The sequence below is a fragment of the Sodalis sp. (in: enterobacteria) genome (assembly GCF_047607725.1).
GTDB lineage: Bacteria > Pseudomonadota > Gammaproteobacteria > Enterobacterales > Enterobacteriaceae > JBLKSS01.
Window position 1 is genome coordinate 1 of record NZ_JBLKSS010000019.1, and the last position, 15,604, is coordinate 15,604.

Genomic DNA, 15,604 nt, shown 5'->3' on the forward strand with positions numbered 1-15,604 from the left:
GTTGCAAACTGAACGGCGTGGAGCCGGAAGCGTATCTGCGCCATGTGCTGGCGATTATCGCGGATCATCCCATCAACAAAATCAAAGAGCTCCTGCCGTGGAACCTCACCATCCCTGCTGAATAACTGTCAATACGGCGCGGGGCGTACGCTTACCCTTGCAGCGCCTCATCGCCGCGGAGCTCTGGCTCTCCTTTCTTTACGCCGGCTACAACGCCGCCATGGTAGTCACGCTGACGGAAATCATGCCCGCCGAGGTGCGCGCCACCGGTTTTTCCATGGCCTACAGTTTAGCGACAGCGATCTTTGGCGGCTTTACCCCCGCCATCGCGAGTGTGCTTATCCATCAAAGCGGCGACAATACACTACCTGGCGTTTGGCTATCGCTGGCGGGCTTGCTGGGGTTAATGGCCGCGCTACTGTTGCCAAAATTATACCCGGCCGGCGCCATGAAAACGGCCTATTCATCACCGGTGATAAGAACCCTGCGCCAGAAGTAATATATACCTGAAACGCGAATAAGCCGCGCGTGAAAGGTTCGATAATCAACCATTCTAGTGACAAATTAACTAGATTACGGAACGTGATTATTTTAAGCGCCACGCGAAAAAATAGATATAATACAATCCACCGCGGGATTAAATTCCCTTTCTACATTAATGGAACCTTTTACCACTCAGTTGTTTACAGCGGGTCGTGAATTAAACTATACTGCTGTCTCTATATGTTATAAATCAAACGCATTTAGCGTTTATTTGGAAACTTTTTAGCCGCTCACCGTTTACGGCGCGGCTTTTTTCTTAGCTTGCGAGTAATAATAATTTCAGACTCACCATAATAGAGCGTTGAGTATCGGCTATCTCAGTATTATAAATCATTATTCAGCAAAGCTAATCAATTACGCTTGGCAAAATGCACACCCCCTCCCCATTACGACAAATGGAATAAGGTAAACACCTTATTAAACTAATTTCATAAAATATTCCGTATGCAGGCGCTGCAGTTCTTTTTCAGTTAGTCCAGTGCTAATTTTTAATTAGCGTGCGATCAACGCCGCAGGCCAGCAGATGGGTGGCGATGCTAAGCGTGGCCTGCCTGCGCCCTTCTTTTTTACCTTCCAGCCTGCCCTTGTCCATCCCCTCGAGCATCCCTTTGCGCATGCCTTCCATCAAACCTTCCAATCTGCCTTTTTTCATGCTCTGTAATTCGAGATAATGCGCAATATTCATCGATTCCTCACTGTCCTTATGGTTAATTTTGAGGCTAATTAATAGCGGCTCCCCAAGCACGTGATGACGTCTCTTCCCTGGGTCATCACGGACCAGCAGGATATTAATTTTCAGCCGCTTGAGTCTAACAAAAGGGGCTATGACGGGAATATGGTAGCGCTTATTACATTTATTACATGAAAAACATGTGATCCATTTTTTATTTATCATTTACCTTGTGCTTTACCTCACACGAAAGCCATGTCATTAAATGCCATTGAATAAAGTGCTGGTTTTCAGCTTATTCCTCCGGTATGCCGGATCCCCCGCGTTGGGCCGTGCCCGCGCTGCGCTATCGGCCGCCTTGCTTGGAGCCCGGCGCGCCCAGACGCACCGCCCCGTTGACCGTTCGCCGAGGGTGAACGGACTCGCGTCACCGTTACCCTGTAGAGACGGTCGGCGGCCTTCGCCAGGATCGTAGCATGACGCAATCCACGCTCGCGTTTTGCTCCGGCATGGTTTTGCTATAGAAATAATAATTTTTTCTACAATAATGTAGATGCTCTACGTTTCATCCTCTTTTTGCGTTATCGTTTACTCCATCGGAATAGTTACCAGGGGGTAAAGTGACGCATTCGGCTATTCTCATCAGCGATGCCCAAGAGGCGGATTTACTCGCCATTCGTGATATCTATGCCTGGCATGTGCAACACGGTATCGCCAGTTTCGAGACCGAGCCTCCGTCCTTGAACGATATGATGGCCCGCCATACGGCGGTTATGGCGCAGGGTCTTCCCTGGCTGGTGGCCCGGCAGGACGGTGAATTGCTGGGTTATTGTTATCTTTCCCCTTATCGTCCCCGTTACGCCTATCGTTTCACCATTGAGGATTCCGTGTACATCCATCCGGCTAAGGCCGGACGCGGGCTCGGTTCGCTGCTGTTGCGCGAGGCCATCGCCAGGGCGGAAAAAGGAGGCTGGTGCCAAATGCTGGCGGTTATCGGCAATGCGGAAAATCACGCTTCGTTTCGTTTGCATCAAAAGCTCGGCTTTCACTTTGATAGGCAAGCTTCAAGCGGTAGGCTATAAACATGGCCGGTGGGTGGATACCCTGTTGATGCAGCGCAGCTTGGGGGAAGGCCAGCAAACACCGCCCCACGATGGGTAAAACCGCGGTGAATTACGCGCCGCCCGCGGCAGGGAGGGCGCCAGGCCCCTTCGTCGCTGCATGTCAGCCCGCAGGTCCCGCTTACGCTTGGAAGCCGCCAGAGCCCCGGCGCCGACCTAGACAGGCTTGCCGCGAAGCGCACGCGAGCCCGCCGTCGGCGCGCAGGCGCTTTGAGATCTCGAACAGCAAATCGCTTTTGGTGGATGCCACGATGCGCGGACTGCTGACAAAACCGGTAACGCTCAATACGATACCCGACGGCGTCAGCTGACTGAAGGTCACCGACGGCGCGGGCGCGCTTTACACCTCCTCATGTTCGCGGTAAGCCTCCAGCAGCAGCGTGCGGACTTTCTCAGGGTCGATGTCCAGCGGGAACGTCAGCGCGATCGTGGCCACGCCTTGCGCGTTGCCCATAGTGGCATTGCGCACGTTCTGGGAAATCAGTTGGGAATTGGGCACGATTACCGTCGAGCGGTCGCCGAGCTGGATTTCGGTGGCACGCACGTTGATGCGGCGAATATCGCCCTCAATGCCGCTGATACTGATCAGATCGCCGACTTTTACCGGGCGCTCCGTCAGTAGGATCAGACCGGAAATGAAATTCTTCACGATCTCCTGTAGGCCGAAACCGATCCCCACCGACAGCGCGCTGACGATCCAGGCCAGATTGTTCCACTGAATGCCGAGAATGGACAGCGCCAGCAGGATCACCAGTACATAGCCCACGTTGCTAAACAGCGTTACCAGCGAGGAACGCATTCCCGGTTCCATCATGGTTTTCGGCAGGAAATCTTTTTCCAGCCAGCGTCTGGCCGAGCACAGGACATAGAGCGCGATAGCCAAAAAGATGAGGGCGTTGAGTACATGGGCGGGGACGATATTCAGCTTTTCAAGCCCTTTGCCGCCCCAGACTTCGAGCACCTTATGCAGCAACGCCAACGGCGTGGTGGAGCCGAAATTGCCGTTGATCAGGGCCACGGCGCCGAACACAATCAGCAGCGTTTTACCGATAGCCGCGAGCAAGATGGCCACCTGGGACAAATGGCGGTCATCGAGGTTGAACATATGTTTAATGCGCAGGCCCAGCGGCGTATTCGGCGCGAACAGACCGTCGCATAAATCGTAAGCGCCCCGTGGAGGACGTCTTGAATTATTGGTGGGTTTGTTGTATGAGACAGTAAACCTACGTTACACGCTTATGCTCATTGCATTTTAACATTGTATTGATTTTAATAACTTTTATTTCCATCCCGGTTTGAGTGATATGAAATTAGTGGTTCTGATGTTTGTGATAGTGTCCATTAAAATTTAAGTGGACACTATCATCGCCGGATTATCCATGATCTGACAGCCGTCCCTTATAGGATGCGGGTTCACTAGGCATCGTAGTGGAACATATTCTTACCGGGCCGTACAACAAATCCACCAATAATTCAAGACGTCCTCCACGGGGCGCTTACGGATAATCCACCTGGGGCAGCGCCGAGGTGGAAAGCATTTTGTAGGCGAAAAGCCCTGAAATCAGCACCGCAATCATCAATAAAATAGTGGCGACCGTGCGCTCGATAAAAAGTCTGGAAGGGTTCATTGCGCGGCGCCGTCGTGACCGCCGGTCGTCGAGGCGCGCTGCTGGTGTGGCGGCTGGTGACGCCTTCCGCCTTGCCGTTATCGCCCGTGGTACCCTTCGCCGCGCCATGACCGCCGGTCGTGCCGTCAGTTGACTCTGCGCTGCCGTTACTGCCCGTGGCGCCGCTGTCCGTTGTGCCGGTGCTGCTCTTGACGCGGGTCGCACTACCGGGCGCGCCGGTATCGTTGTCGCTGACGATCGTCACTTTCGCGCCGTTGCTCAACCGGTCAATGCCTTCTGTGACCACCCGTTCGCCCGGCGATACGCCGTTCAGAACGGCCTGCAGCACAGTGCCGAAGCTCGGTCCCGCTTTGACCTGACGGCGTTCAACGCTGTTATCCTGCTTGATGACATACACGAAATCCCCGTCGCTGCTCAGCTGCAAGGCCTGGGCGGGGATAACCGTCGCGCCCGCCAGTACATTCGTTTGCAAACGCACATTCACAGATTGATTGGGATAGAGTTTCTCATCGTGATTGGCAAACATGGCTTTAAGCTTGATGCTGCCGGTCTCGCTGTCGATTTCGTTGCTGATAAAGTTCAGCTCTCCCTGCGCCAGCTCGGTCGTGCCATCCTGATCCAGCGCGGTGGCGGGCAAGGTTTGACCGTGATGGTAAAGCCTGCAGTAGCGAGGGTAAATTGGCTTGCGGCCCGCTGAAAGTGACGGCGATAGGTTGGGTCTGGGTAATGGTCACTATGCCGGTGGTGTCGCTGCTATGCACCATATTGCCGGGATCCACCAGCCGCAGCCCGACTCGGCCGCTGACCGGCGCGGTGATCCGCGCATATTCCAGATCCAATTTCGCGGCGTCAATCTGCGCCTGATAGGATTTGATTGCCCCGGCGTACTGGCCTACGGTGGCGGTCTGGGTTTCCAAATCCTGACGCGACAGGGAATCTTGTGCATAGAGTTTTTGATAACGCGCCAGCGTCAGCTGCGCGCTCTTCAGCAGCGCCTGGTTTTGCGCCAGGTCGCCCTGATATTGCTCCAGGCTGGCCTGATAGCTGCGTGGGTCGATCTGCGCCAGTAACTGCCCCTGCTCAACCTTTTGTCCTTCGGTAAAATAGACTTTAAGCAGTTGGCCATCCACTCGACTGGTTACGGTAACGCTGGCGTTCGCCACCACCGTTCCCAAGGCCGATAAGGTGACCGGAACATCCGCCTGCTTGGCGACACCGCTGTGTACCGCCGTCGGGCCACCCATGCCCATTCTCATGCCGCCCGACCGGCCGGAGCCGCGCCACTGCCGCTGCGGTGAGCGAAGAGATAATAACCGAGGCCGGCAATCAACAACAGTACAAAAACCACTACTAAAACATTACGCCACTTAATCGTCTGCTTTGAATATCTCCTCATGGGATGGGGCTGGCTAGTTTCGGTTAAAATCGTGTTATCTTAACAGATTAAAGTAATTCGGATGCTTATTCTGTAAGCGTTTCGTCAAAAAGCGTTTCATTTGCCGTATCGAGCGCGCCGCCGCGTAACGTGGTGCCAGGATGTGTCGCACGTAGGGATTTCGGCCTTCTCGACGCGTCATAAAAAGATAAATATTATGCTGCGCCCGTTTACGTGCGCTAATGTCAGTCAGCCCGCGTTAAACCGCCGGCGCATGTCAAGTATAGCGGCTTGAGGCATAATGGTCAGACACGGCGGCACGCGTCCGCGCGATACGCTGAGGGTGCCGAGATATGGGTCCATTGCTTCTCGCCCGCCGTGGGTTAGGACCCTGAGGACGGCCTAGATCGCCGCAGGGCACGTCGAAGGCGAACCCGCCGACGCGCAGGTCGCCGTAGTAAGGATGAAATTAATTATTTAAAATATGATATATTAGTTTTATAAACTATGTATGTTATAATTATKATCAGCTTTAATTTCACTATTTCTTCACAGGCCTGCCGGGTTAATCACTTCTTTAGTGCTCAATTTTCCGTCGATTTATAGCTTCGTATGTTTATCTTTGGTTTAAGTTAATACTATAACCTCTAATAATTACATGAGGGTTAATTTGTTAAACCCCAAGATAAATAATCATTATTTTTAGCGGCGAATTAAGGATTGCATTGAAGAATGATGCATTTGCCATGAGCTACTCTAGACACTATTCTGTGATGAAATAATGAAATGGAAGTTTATCGGGCAACAGGAGATATTAAAGGATGGATATAGCTCTGAAAAAAAATCAGGCGTCTTGCGCATGTACGCCTTTAGCGCCCATCGGCCCGGCTGGCGGAGGCAAAAATGGTCTGCCGCCCGTACAGTACGCTTTTGGCGATTTTCTGCTGAACTCCTCTCGTGTGTTGTTTCATAAAGACAAACGGCTCAGCATCTCCCCCAAGGAACTGGGGGTGCTGAGTTTATTGCTGGAATCCGCCGGCGAACTGGTGACCAAGGCGCAAATTATTCATGAAGTCTGGTACGGCGGCAATGTCGGCGAAGAATCGCTGACGCGCTGTATCTACGTACTCCGGCGTATCCTACAAGAGGAGAAGGATCACCGCTATATCGATACGGTTTACGGTAAAGGCTACCGGTTTACGCTGCCGGTCACGCGCATCTTGCCCGCCCGACCCGGTATGCCGGCGCGCTGCGTGCTGGCGGTTTTTCCCTTCCGGCTGGCCGGTGATATCGACACCGTCGGTCTGCAGGATGCCATCGTACAGCAGCTGGCGCCCTGCTCGCCGCTGGGATTGCATGTGTTGCCGACCTCGCTGACCATGAACTGTCGCACCACTGACGCCACGCTGCAATTACTGGATAAAATCCGGCCGGACTATTACCTCACCGGTTACGAGCTAAACCTCGGCGGCGCGCCCTCGCTGCGTATTGAGCTCATGCGCGCCGAGGATCATCTGGTGCTGCTGCGTGAACGGGTGGCCAAAGCCCATTTGGGGGGGGGGGGGAGCTTTCTACGCACGCTGAAGCCTCTGATTTTGGGCGCGTTGCCCGGTATGAAAGCGATGGGACTGGCGGCGGGGAAAACGGCGGAGGGGGAGACTGGCCGGTCAACCATGCCGGGTCAGGACGAAAGAAAAAAATGAGCCGAACGTGACGGCCGGTGCATTGTAAAGCGCGTCGACGGCGGCGGGCCCAGTAAGGCACCTGCGCGTCGGCGCATTATTTCGTGGCGTATCCTAAGTCCCGATAATCGGGTGCTCTCCTCGCCATTGCCTGGAATGAGAGAAAGCGTTTACCACGCGTCAGGCATGCTGTGAGCGTTTAAGCCATGAGAGGCTTCTGTAATTATTTCTCAGCCTGAGTTATATTTTCATCATGATTTCTTTGAAAGAGATAGGCAATGTATGGTTATGAATATTAAGCAAAATAGAACTGAGATAATAATGATGAGCAAAGAAATCATTGTCTCACCCGCTTCGCTGCTGAATGAATATCATCAGCAGGATATCTCGGAGCCAAAATGCTGGTTGCTGGAAATTCCCGATGGTGATTGCGATATTCATGTTCGCTGGGCGAATGAATCGTCGTGTCTGACATTATCCGCCGGATGGCGCGGCATGCTGTTAATGCAGCGCTTGAATCTGGCCCTGCGCGCCGGTATGGCGCGGCATCAGGAATTACCGCTCTTCGCCCTGGCAAAATTACAGGTATTTATCGACGAGTCCCGCGGCGTACAGGTGGATTACGCCCAGCAGCAATGGGCGCAGATCGAATTGAATGATTTCCCGCATATTGGCACCTGCGCCGATATAGAGCAGTGGATGCTGGGGAATTATCAGAGCGCGCCGTCCCAAATGAATGCGCTGGCGGTATTTTTGCGCCAGACGGAGTGTTATTGGTTAATACGATTTTTATTAAATGAGTCTGTCAATAATGGCAAGTTGAACGTTCTCGGCGCGCGTTACGGCCTGTCTTATTCACATTTCCGCCGCCTGTGTCGCAACGCGCTGGGAAACTCGGCTAAAAATGAGCTGCGGGGCTGGCGTATCGCCAGGGCGCTGCTGGATATGGTCGAAGAGCGGCAAAGCCTCACCGAGGTGGCCATGCACTATGGCTATGCCTCGTCCTCGCACCTCTCCAACGATGTCAGAGACGCCTTTGGGGTCTCCCCCCGCGGGATATGGAATATGATCAATAAGAAAGCGGAACAATGAATAACATCGCTCAGATAAGCCGCGGCCTGCTCTGCGTTATGTTGCTCGCCTGCGCCGGCGGCCCGCCCGTCGGCGCACGGGCGGCGGAATTATCCCGACTAAGGTGAAGGCTATGCGGCCAATAAAGACGGCGTGAAAGTCTTTTTCGATGCGCTTTCGGCACGGCTTAACCAACCGGTGATTGTCAGCAAACTGGCGGCGCGCAAGCAGATAAGCGGCGAGTTCGACCTGGCGGATGCGCGGGCGCTATTGACGCGCATTACCCAATAAATGGGGTTGATGTGGTATAGCGACGGCCAGGCAATTTATATTTATGACGCCAGCGAAATGCGCCATGCGGTGGTGGCACTGCGCAGCATCTCACCGGCGGCGTTGCGCCATTTTCTGCAGCAGGCCCAATTGTACGATTCGCGCTACCCGCTGCGGGGGGATCCCGGTGGCCATGTGCTTTATCTCTCGGGGCCGCCGGTCTATATCGAACTGGTAGAGAACGCGGCCCGCCTGCTGGATAAGGAGCCGGACGGCATACACGAGCGCGAGCAGGCCGAGGTGATCCCGCTAAGTTACACCTTTGTCGGCGATCGCCATTACGCTTTGCGCGGCGAGAAAGTGACTATTTCCGGTATTGCCACGGTGATCGAGCGGCTGATGAGGCGAGAGGGACGCTTGCCTGTGGCCGATGCTCCCAGCCCGCTCACGTCCGCGGAGGCGCTGCTTCCCGCGGTGGGCACCCGGGGGGAGCAGGACGCGGAACCGCCGCTGTGGCCGGTGCAGGTCATCGCCAATCCCAGCAACAACAGCCTGCTGGTCAAGGGCAACGGCCGCCAGGTGCAATTCGGGCGCAATCTAGTGCATTCACTGGATATCCCTAAGCGTCACGTGGAGCTATCGTTATGGATAATCGATCTAGAGAAAAGCGACCTCGATCAGTTCGGCATCAATTGGCAGGGCGGCACCCGCATCGGCCAGCGGGGGGGCGTCACCCTTAATCAAGGATCTTATAGCGCCTTGGACGGTACGCGATTTGTCGCGTCAATATTGGCGCTGGCCAAAAAACACTGCGCCAACATTGTTTCGCGGCCGATTATCCTGACCCAGGAGAACGTGCCGGCGATTTTCGACAACAACCGGACATTTTATACGCGGCTTCTGGGCGAGCGCAGCGTGGAGCTGCGCGAAGTGACCTACGGCACCATGATAAGCGTGCTGCCGCGGTTTTCCGGCGACGATGAGGTGGAGATGGCGCTGACGATTCGAAGACGGCGGCGAAGTCGCCCGGCAGCACAGAAATCCGGGGCCAGATGACTTGCCGGAAGTGGGGCGCACCCATATCAGCACGGTGGCGCACGTGCCGCGGGGAAAGAGCCTGCTGATTGGCGGCTACACCCGGGATGAGATCCGGGATAACCGCGGGCGATTACCCGGCCTGGGGTCGATACCGCTGATTGGCGGGCTGTTTCGCCATCGTGTCGATAAGCAGGCCAATATGGTCAGAATTTTTCTCATCCAACCGCGGGAAATTTCCGCGCCGCTGCAGCAGGACGCCGCCGTGTTTGCCCGTTCCATCGCCACGCGCAGCCATGAGGGTATATTGAAGGACTGGGCCGATAATTACCTCGCCAGCCAATAGTAACCGTCTAAATAACACGGCTGCGGGGGATAACAAGGCGGTGAAAATTCTTATTAGCCGAGAAAATGTACGTCGGTTTACCCGGCGGTGAGCAAATGTGGTTAATATGAGCAAGGTTATCCCGTCCGCTGACACGATATTGTCGCGCGACCTTATCAAGGCCGCGGCGCGGCCGTGATTCCGACCGTTGTCTTTCATTTATCTCCGCGGCTGCGATAAATATTAATCATGCATATAATATTTTCATCATAAAAATAACGTAAGCGCCCCGTGGAGGACGTCTTGAATTATTGGTGGGTTTGTTGTATGAGACAGTAAACCTACTTTACACGCTTATGCTCATTGCATTTTCACATTGTATTGATTTTAATAACTTTTATTTCCATCCCGGTTTGAGTGATATGAAATTAGTGGTTCTGAAGTTTGTGATAGTGTCCATTAAAATTTAAGTGGACACTATTATCGCCGGATTATCCATGATCTGACAGCCGTCCCTTATAGGATGCGGGTTCACTAGGCATCGTAGTGGAACATATTCTTACCGGGCCATACAACAAACCCACCAATAATTCAAGACGTCCTCCACGGGGCGCTTACGTTTAATCAGCCATGTCGGCCTGCATACCTTCGTGGATCCGCGCCTCGGCGGCGGCCGTCAGAGCGAACGCTGCAATGAGGACCTGGTCAGCCTGATTGAAATTGCCGGGCGTGAATGGCTGTATTATAAGCCTTTTCACGTCGATGTCGCCTTTTTGCGCGGCACTACGGCGGATGAAGACGGCAATATCACTATGGAGCAGGAGGCCATCTTCGGCGACATGTTGTCGATGGCGCAGGCGACCAGACGCTGCGGCGGGCTGGTGATAGTACAGGTGAAACGTCTTGCCCGACGCGGCCCGCTGCCGGCGAAAAATGTCAAAATCCCGGCGATGCTGGTCGATCTGGTGGTAGTGGAAGCCCATCAGGCCGTGACCTATCAAAGCCCGAACGATCCCGCCTTTACCGGCGAATTCCGTATTCCGCTCAACGATTTCCCGGTACTGCCCCTGGATGAGCGCAAAATCGTGGCGCGCCGCTGCGCCATGGAGCTGCTACCCGGCGCCGTATGCAACGTTGGCTCCGGCATCTGTACCGGTATCGGTCTGGTCAGTGCGGAAGAGGACGTGCTGGATAATATCGTTCTCACTAACGAGCAGGGACTTATCGGCGGCGGAAATCGACGCCGGCGGCAGCGTCAATATCAGCCGCTTCGCTAAGAAACTCATCGGCGTCGGCGGATTTATTAACATCAGTCAAAACGCCAAAAAAATGGTATTCGGCGGCACCTTTACCGCCGGCGGTCTGCGCGTGGCCTGCGACCAAGGCCAGTTGCGCATTGTCCAAGAAGGCACCCATCAGAAGTTTGTCGCCGCACTGCAACAGGTTTCCTACAGCGGTCCCTACACCAGCCAGCGGGGCCAGACAGTGCTGTTTGTCACCGAGCGCGCCGTATTCCGGGTGGTCGACGGCGCGCTGAAGTTAACGGAAATCGCACCGGGTATCGATCTTGAGCGCGATATTTTGTAGCAGATGGGTTTTCGCCCCCGTATCGCCGCTGAGCTTAAAACGATGGACGCCCGGCTGTTCTCGCCGCAGCCCATGGGCCTGCACCGCGAGATGGCGGCGAAAACGCGCCAACGGCATCCGCGCCTTCCGCAACTTCCGCCGCAGGCAGCGCTATGAGTGCATTAACCATCGACGGCAACACGCGGCTGTACGGCATTGTGGGCGATCCTATTTCCCAGGTGAAAACGCCTCAGTTAATGAACGCCTATTTCCAGCAACACGGCATCATGGCGCTGGGCAATGTCGCGGGTCTGATCATCACCGTGCCTCATAAAATACGCGCCTGCACCCTGGCGGATGGGCTCTCCGCGCAGGCGCGGCAAGTCGGTGCCGTGAACGTGCTTCGGCGCGACGCGCAAGGGGCCTGGTTTGGGGATATGTTCGACGGCACAGGACTGGTCGCCGGCTTACGCGATAACGACTTCACGCTAAGCGGACAGCACGTTAAACAGCTCGGCGCCGGCGGCAGCGGTGCCGCGGTCGTCTTCGCCCTACTGGCGGCAGGCGCGGGTGAACACCACGCCCGCCGAACTGCAGGGCATCAACCTGCTTATCAATTGCTCCCCCATCGGCATGAAGCCGGATGATGGGCTTCCCGCGCCGTTTGCCGACTTCGATCCCGCGTTGCGGGTGGTGGATATCATCATGCATCCGCCCGAAACGCCGCTTATCGCGCGCGCGCCAGGCGGGCTGTCGGGCGACCAACGGCCGGCCGATGATCGAAGGACAGCTGACGGCGTTCTTGCAATTTTTTGATCTGTACGCCGAGGCATCGCCATGCCGCCATTAACGTTGACACCACAGCATTTATCGCTGAATACCGCCACCCTCGGCCCCAACGCGTCGTTAGACGACGCCGTACGCGGCTGCGTTAAATTTGGCTTTGGCGGCATCGCGCCCTGGCGGGACAAGATCGCCGAGGTGGGATTAGCACGGGCCTGCCGCCTGATAAAGGAGGCCTGCCTCACCGTCAGCGGGTTGTGCCGCGGCGGGCTGTTTCCCGCCGCGGACCGCTCGGCGCGGGTGAAAATCCGCGCCGATAACCTGCGGGCCATCGAGGAAGTCGCAGCGCTGGATGCGGCGTGTCTGGTGCTGGTGGTCGGCGGACTGCCTGCGGGAGATAAAGATCTGGACGGCGCGCGGCGGCAGGTCGAGGAGGGCATCGCGGAGATGCTGGCGCCGGCGCGCGCGGCCGGTGTGCGCCTGGCGATTGAGCCGCTACATCCGATGTACGCCGGAGACCGCGCCTGCGTCAATACACTCGCCCAGGCGTTGGCGCTTTGCGAGCGCCTGGGACCGGAAGTGGGGATTGCCGCCGACGTTTATCATATCTGGTGGGATCCCGACGTCCTACGCCAATTACAGCGGGTCGCCCAGGCACAGCGCCTGCTGGCGTTCCATCTCAGCGATTGGTTGGTGCCGACCCGCCATCTGCTTACCGATCGCGGCATGATGGGCGACGGCGTCATAGATTTGCCGCAGTTGTGCCAACGCGTGGCCGACGATGACTATCGCGGCCTGTATGAAGTGGAAATTTTCTCCGCCGACGCCTGGTGGCGGCAGCCGGTGGATGTGACGTTAAGCACCATCATTCAACGATTGCCTGTGCTAGGCAGTAATGAGGATCGTAATGAAAATCGATAACACCCTGACCCCGGCCCGTTTGCTGCCCGCGATAAACCGCATGTGGGCGCTGTCGGCCAGCAAAATCAGCGCCATAGATGCCGATTTCGATCGCGCCCAGGGCGCGCCGGTGCATACCGTCGCCGGACGCTATCAGCCCAAAGGCTGGACGGATTGGACGCAGGGATTTGAATACGGCAGCGCGCTGCTGCAATTCGATGCCACCGGCGAGCAGGCTTTTCTGGATTGGGCGCTGGCGCGCATCCGCGTCGATATGCCGCGGCATATCACCCATTTCGGCGTGCATGATCACGGCTTCAATCAAGTGAGTACTTACGGTAATTTGCTGCGCCTGATGGCCGAAGGAAAGCTGCCGGCCGATCCGGGCCGCCAAGACTATTACCGGTTGGTGCTTCGCTGTTCGGGGGCGGTGCAAGCCTACCGCTGGACCTCTTTCGGCACTGGTGAAGGTTATATCCACTCCTTTAACGGGGCACACTCGCTGTTTATCGACACGCTGCGTACCCTGCGGGTGTTGCTGTTGGCGCACGATCTGGGGCAGGAAATGAAAGTCGAGGGCAATGAGGCCATCTCGCTGCTGGATCACGCCTTGGCCCATGCCCTGACCAGCGCGCGCTATTGCCTATTCTACGGCGAAGGTCGGGATATTTATGACGTCCGCGGCCGGACGGCGCCCGAGGCTATCTTCAACCCGCGCAACGGCGCATTTCGCTGCGTCAGCACCCAGCAAGGCTATTCGGGCTTCTCTACCTGGACCCGTGGTCTGAGCTGGGCGATATGCGGTTTCGCGGAGCTGCTGGAGTATCTGCAGGCGCTGCCCGCCGAGAAATGGCACGCCTCGCAGGACAGAAACAGTACCGTGGCGGCGTTAGAAAAGGCCGCCGCCGCCGTTTGCGATTTTTATCTGGCGTTTACCACCCTCGACGGCATTCCCTATTGGGATACCGGCGCCCCCGGCCAGGCCACGCTCGAGGCGCCCTATGAAAAAAACTCGGATCCCGCCAATGCCGTCGAGCCCGTAGACAGCTCCGCCGCGGCGATTGTGGCGCAGGGCCTGTTGCGATTCGGCGCCTGGCTCGACACCCAACACCGCCCCGGCGCGGAGCGTTACCGCCAGGCCGGATTAACCGTGCTGCAAACGCTGCTGGACGACCGCTATCTGAGTCTGTCGCAGCAGCATCAAGACCTCTTGCTGCACAGCCAATACCATCGCCCTAACGGCTGGGATTATGTGTCGGAAGGCCACCGCAACCCGTTCGGCGAAGCCACCATGTGGGGGGATTATCATCTGCGCGAGCTGGCGCTTTATGTGCAGCGAATGGCGGATAACGGCCCCTATCTTACTTTTTTCAGCACGATAGGAGACGCATGATACCTCAGCAACGCCAGGCCGCCACCGCGTTAATCACCGGCGGGCGGCGGGGCATAGGTTTGGCCATCGCCAGACGGCCGACGGCCATCCCATCGCGGTGACCGGTAGCGGTGAGGCCGACGCGCCCACGCGCGCCGCCGTGGCGGAACTCGAAAAGTACGGCGTACAGGTAGGCTATTTCGCAAGCGACATTGCTGCGACGGCGGGCCATGCCGCCGTGCTTGATAGCATTGAGCTGCAATTGGGACCGATTGCGGTACTGGTTTCCAATGCGGGCATCACGCCCCCTGAGCGGCTGGATGTGCTCGACACCACGGCGGCGAACTTTGACGCGGTACTGAACACCAACCTGCACGGGGCGTTTTTTCTCGCCCAAGCGGTCGCCAAACGCATGCTGGCCCGGCCAGCTGCGGAAGGAGAGCGCAGCATCGTCTTTATTTCTTCCTGTTCCTTGCAAATGGTGTCGGTGAACCGGCTGGAATATTGCGTCGCCAAAGCGGGACTCGCCATGGTGGCGCAGGGAATGGCGACGCGTTTGGCCGCGGACGGCTTCGGGGTTTTTGAGGTCCGTCCCGGCATCATCCGTACCGATATGACCGCCGGCGTGAATGAAAAATATGACCGTCTTATCGGCGACGGTCTGGTCCCCGTGCAGCGCTGGGGACAAGGCGATGATATCGCCGCGGCCGTCGCCATGCTTATCAACCTGAGGTGTTTTTCGCCACCGGATCGGTTATCCATGCCGACGGCAGGTTAACCCTGCAACGCCTATAGACCCGCGCCAGCCGTAAGCGGGCGCGGCGCAAAAATAAAGGAGGTAATATGTCATCATCCACTACCGTCCCCGACACGGGACGGCGGTTACCGGCCGGCGAATATGGTTATGGCGATTTGCAGCCGGGGGATCGCTATGAGACCCAGGCGATAACCCTCATGGAGTCGCATATTGTCGCGTTCGCGGGCATTACCGGCGATTTTTTTGACGTGCATATGGATGATACTTTCGCCCGCCAGCAGGGGTTTCCCGGCCGCATCGCCCACGGTTTGTTAGGGCTGGCGCTCATCGATGGCTTGAAAACCCGTTCGGCGGTGCGGCTGTGCGGCATCGCGACTCTGGGCTGGAACTGGTCATTCTGCGCGCCGCTGCTGCCCGGCGATCGCATTTATGCCGCACAGCCGCACCGCCGAACGGGTTTTCAAGCCATCGATGAGCGCCAGCCCTAACAAACCGTGGGCGATGCG

Annotated in this window: 15 protein-coding genes and 4 pseudogenes; 16 read left to right on the top strand and 3 right to left on the bottom strand. The window is 56.5% G+C overall.

The features are described from left to right. Both ACMX3H_RS02305 and ACMX3H_RS02310 read left to right on the top strand, forming a co-directional pair. On the top strand, positions 1–125 hold a 125-nt coding region (locus ACMX3H_RS02305), incomplete at its 5' end, for a transposase domain-containing protein (RefSeq protein ID WP_415209663.1). A gap of 38 nt (positions 126–163) precedes the next feature. Further along, a pseudogene (locus ACMX3H_RS02310) lies at positions 164–499 on the top strand (citrate-proton symporter); the annotation flags it as partial. 525 nt (positions 500–1,024) lie between these two features. On the opposite strand, the gene ACMX3H_RS02315 reads toward ACMX3H_RS02310, so the two are convergent. Beyond that, a complete protein-coding gene (locus ACMX3H_RS02315; protein WP_415209652.1) occupies positions 1,025–1,438 on the bottom strand; it encodes a hypothetical protein in 414 nt (137 codons plus the stop codon). A 410-nt stretch (positions 1,439–1,848) separates the two neighbouring features. Here ACMX3H_RS02315 and ACMX3H_RS02320 point away from each other — a divergent pair. After that, positions 1,849–2,374, top strand: a pseudogene (locus tag ACMX3H_RS02320) (GNAT family N-acetyltransferase). Positions 2,375–2,455: 81 nt separating this feature from the next. Here ACMX3H_RS02320 and ACMX3H_RS02325 read toward each other — a convergent pair. Next, positions 2,456–3,496, bottom strand: a pseudogene (locus ACMX3H_RS02325) (mechanosensitive ion channel family protein); the annotation flags it as partial. Positions 3,497–4,173: 677 nt separating this feature from the next. After that, positions 4,174–5,358: pseudogene (locus ACMX3H_RS02330) on the bottom strand (MdtA/MuxA family multidrug efflux RND transporter periplasmic adaptor subunit); the annotation flags it as partial. Positions 5,359–6,158: 800 nt separating this feature from the next. Between ACMX3H_RS02330 and ACMX3H_RS02335 the strand changes: the two are divergent. From ACMX3H_RS02335 to ACMX3H_RS02395, 13 genes are all read left to right on the top strand, one after another. Further along, positions 6,159–7,040, top strand: coding sequence for a winged helix-turn-helix domain-containing protein (locus ACMX3H_RS02335; RefSeq protein WP_415209653.1), 882 nt, complete (start codon positions 6,159–6,161; stop codon positions 7,038–7,040). A 300-nt stretch (positions 7,041–7,340) separates the two neighbouring features. Then, a complete protein-coding gene (locus tag ACMX3H_RS02340) occupies positions 7,341–8,111 on the top strand; it encodes a helix-turn-helix domain-containing protein (RefSeq protein WP_415209654.1) in 771 nt (256 codons plus the stop codon). A 132-nt stretch (positions 8,112–8,243) separates the two neighbouring features. After that, positions 8,244–8,381 carry a hypothetical protein gene (locus tag ACMX3H_RS02345; RefSeq protein ID WP_415209655.1) on the top strand — a complete coding sequence of 46 codons (138 nt, stop codon included), beginning with the start codon at positions 8,244–8,246 and terminating at the stop codon, positions 8,379–8,381. 9 nt (positions 8,382–8,390) lie between these two features. Beyond that, positions 8,391–9,416, top strand: coding sequence for a type III secretion system outer membrane ring subunit SctC (gene sctC / locus ACMX3H_RS02350; protein WP_415209664.1), 1,026 nt, complete (start codon positions 8,391–8,393; stop codon positions 9,414–9,416). A 10-nt stretch (positions 9,417–9,426) separates the two neighbouring features. Continuing rightward, positions 9,427–9,741, top strand: a complete 315-nt coding sequence (locus tag ACMX3H_RS02355; protein ID WP_415209665.1) for a hypothetical protein — start codon at positions 9,427–9,429, stop codon at positions 9,739–9,741. A gap of 617 nt (positions 9,742–10,358) precedes the next feature. After that, a complete protein-coding gene (locus tag ACMX3H_RS02360) occupies positions 10,359–10,997 on the top strand; it encodes a CoA-transferase (RefSeq protein WP_415209666.1) in 639 nt (212 codons plus the stop codon). Positions 10,998–11,049: 52 nt separating this feature from the next. Further along, the gene (locus ACMX3H_RS02365; protein WP_415209656.1) at positions 11,050–11,307 is read left to right on the top strand and encodes a hypothetical protein; all 258 of its coding nucleotides are present in this window, start codon (positions 11,050–11,052) and stop codon (positions 11,305–11,307) included. A 152-nt stretch (positions 11,308–11,459) separates the two neighbouring features. Continuing rightward, entirely contained in the window at positions 11,460–11,933 is a 474-nt protein-coding gene (locus ACMX3H_RS02370) for a shikimate dehydrogenase family protein (protein ID WP_415209657.1), read from the top strand. Next, positions 11,920–12,102: a hypothetical protein gene (locus ACMX3H_RS02375; RefSeq protein ID WP_415209658.1), complete on the top strand. Its 183-nt coding sequence runs from the start codon at positions 11,920–11,922 to the stop codon at positions 12,100–12,102. The genes ACMX3H_RS02370 and ACMX3H_RS02375 overlap by 14 nt, the downstream gene beginning before the upstream one ends. A gap of 21 nt (positions 12,103–12,123) precedes the next feature. Then, the gene (locus tag ACMX3H_RS02380) at positions 12,124–12,990 is read left to right on the top strand and encodes a sugar phosphate isomerase/epimerase family protein (protein ID WP_415209659.1); all 867 of its coding nucleotides are present in this window, start codon (positions 12,124–12,126) and stop codon (positions 12,988–12,990) included. Further along, the gene (locus ACMX3H_RS02385; RefSeq protein WP_415209660.1) at positions 12,977–14,362 is read left to right on the top strand and encodes a glycosyl hydrolase; all 1,386 of its coding nucleotides are present in this window, start codon (positions 12,977–12,979) and stop codon (positions 14,360–14,362) included. Before ACMX3H_RS02380 ends, ACMX3H_RS02385 begins: the two co-directional genes overlap by 14 nt. Positions 14,363–14,459: 97 nt before the next feature. After that, on the top strand, positions 14,460–15,119 hold the full coding sequence (locus ACMX3H_RS02390) for an SDR family oxidoreductase (RefSeq protein WP_415209661.1): 660 nt from the start codon (positions 14,460–14,462) through the stop codon (positions 15,117–15,119). 65 nt (positions 15,120–15,184) lie between these two features. After that, positions 15,185–15,586: a MaoC family dehydratase gene (locus ACMX3H_RS02395; protein ID WP_415209662.1), complete on the top strand. Its 402-nt coding sequence runs from the start codon at positions 15,185–15,187 to the stop codon at positions 15,584–15,586. Positions 15,587–15,604: the final 18 nt, after the last annotated feature.

What these genes read in the sequence shown, in the direction of transcription:
- ACMX3H_RS02335 (WP_415209653.1), top strand. Translation starts at nt 6,159, where the DNA reads ATGGATATAGCTCTGAAAAAAAATCAGGCGTCTTGCGCATGTACGCCT.
- sctC (WP_415209664.1), top strand. Translation starts at nt 8,391, where the DNA reads ATGTGGTATAGCGACGGCCAGGCAATTTATATTTATGACGCCAGCGAA.
- ACMX3H_RS02340 (WP_415209654.1), top strand. Translation starts at nt 7,341, where the DNA reads ATGATGAGCAAAGAAATCATTGTCTCACCCGCTTCGCTGCTGAATGAA.
- ACMX3H_RS02370 (WP_415209657.1), top strand. Translation starts at nt 11,460, where the DNA reads ATGAGTGCATTAACCATCGACGGCAACACGCGGCTGTACGGCATTGTG.
- ACMX3H_RS02380 (WP_415209659.1), top strand. Translation starts at nt 12,124, where the DNA reads ATGCCGCCATTAACGTTGACACCACAGCATTTATCGCTGAATACCGCC.
- ACMX3H_RS02385 (WP_415209660.1), top strand. Translation starts at nt 12,977, where the DNA reads ATGAAAATCGATAACACCCTGACCCCGGCCCGTTTGCTGCCCGCGATA.
- ACMX3H_RS02315 (WP_415209652.1), bottom strand. Translation starts at nt 1,438, where the DNA reads ATGATAAATAAAAAATGGATCACATGTTTTTCATGTAATAAATGTAAT.
- ACMX3H_RS02395 (WP_415209662.1), top strand. Translation starts at nt 15,185, where the DNA reads ATGTCATCATCCACTACCGTCCCCGACACGGGACGGCGGTTACCGGCC.
- ACMX3H_RS02375 (WP_415209658.1), top strand. Translation starts at nt 11,920, where the DNA reads ATGAAGCCGGATGATGGGCTTCCCGCGCCGTTTGCCGACTTCGATCCC.
- ACMX3H_RS02365 (WP_415209656.1), top strand. Translation starts at nt 11,050, where the DNA reads ATGGTATTCGGCGGCACCTTTACCGCCGGCGGTCTGCGCGTGGCCTGC.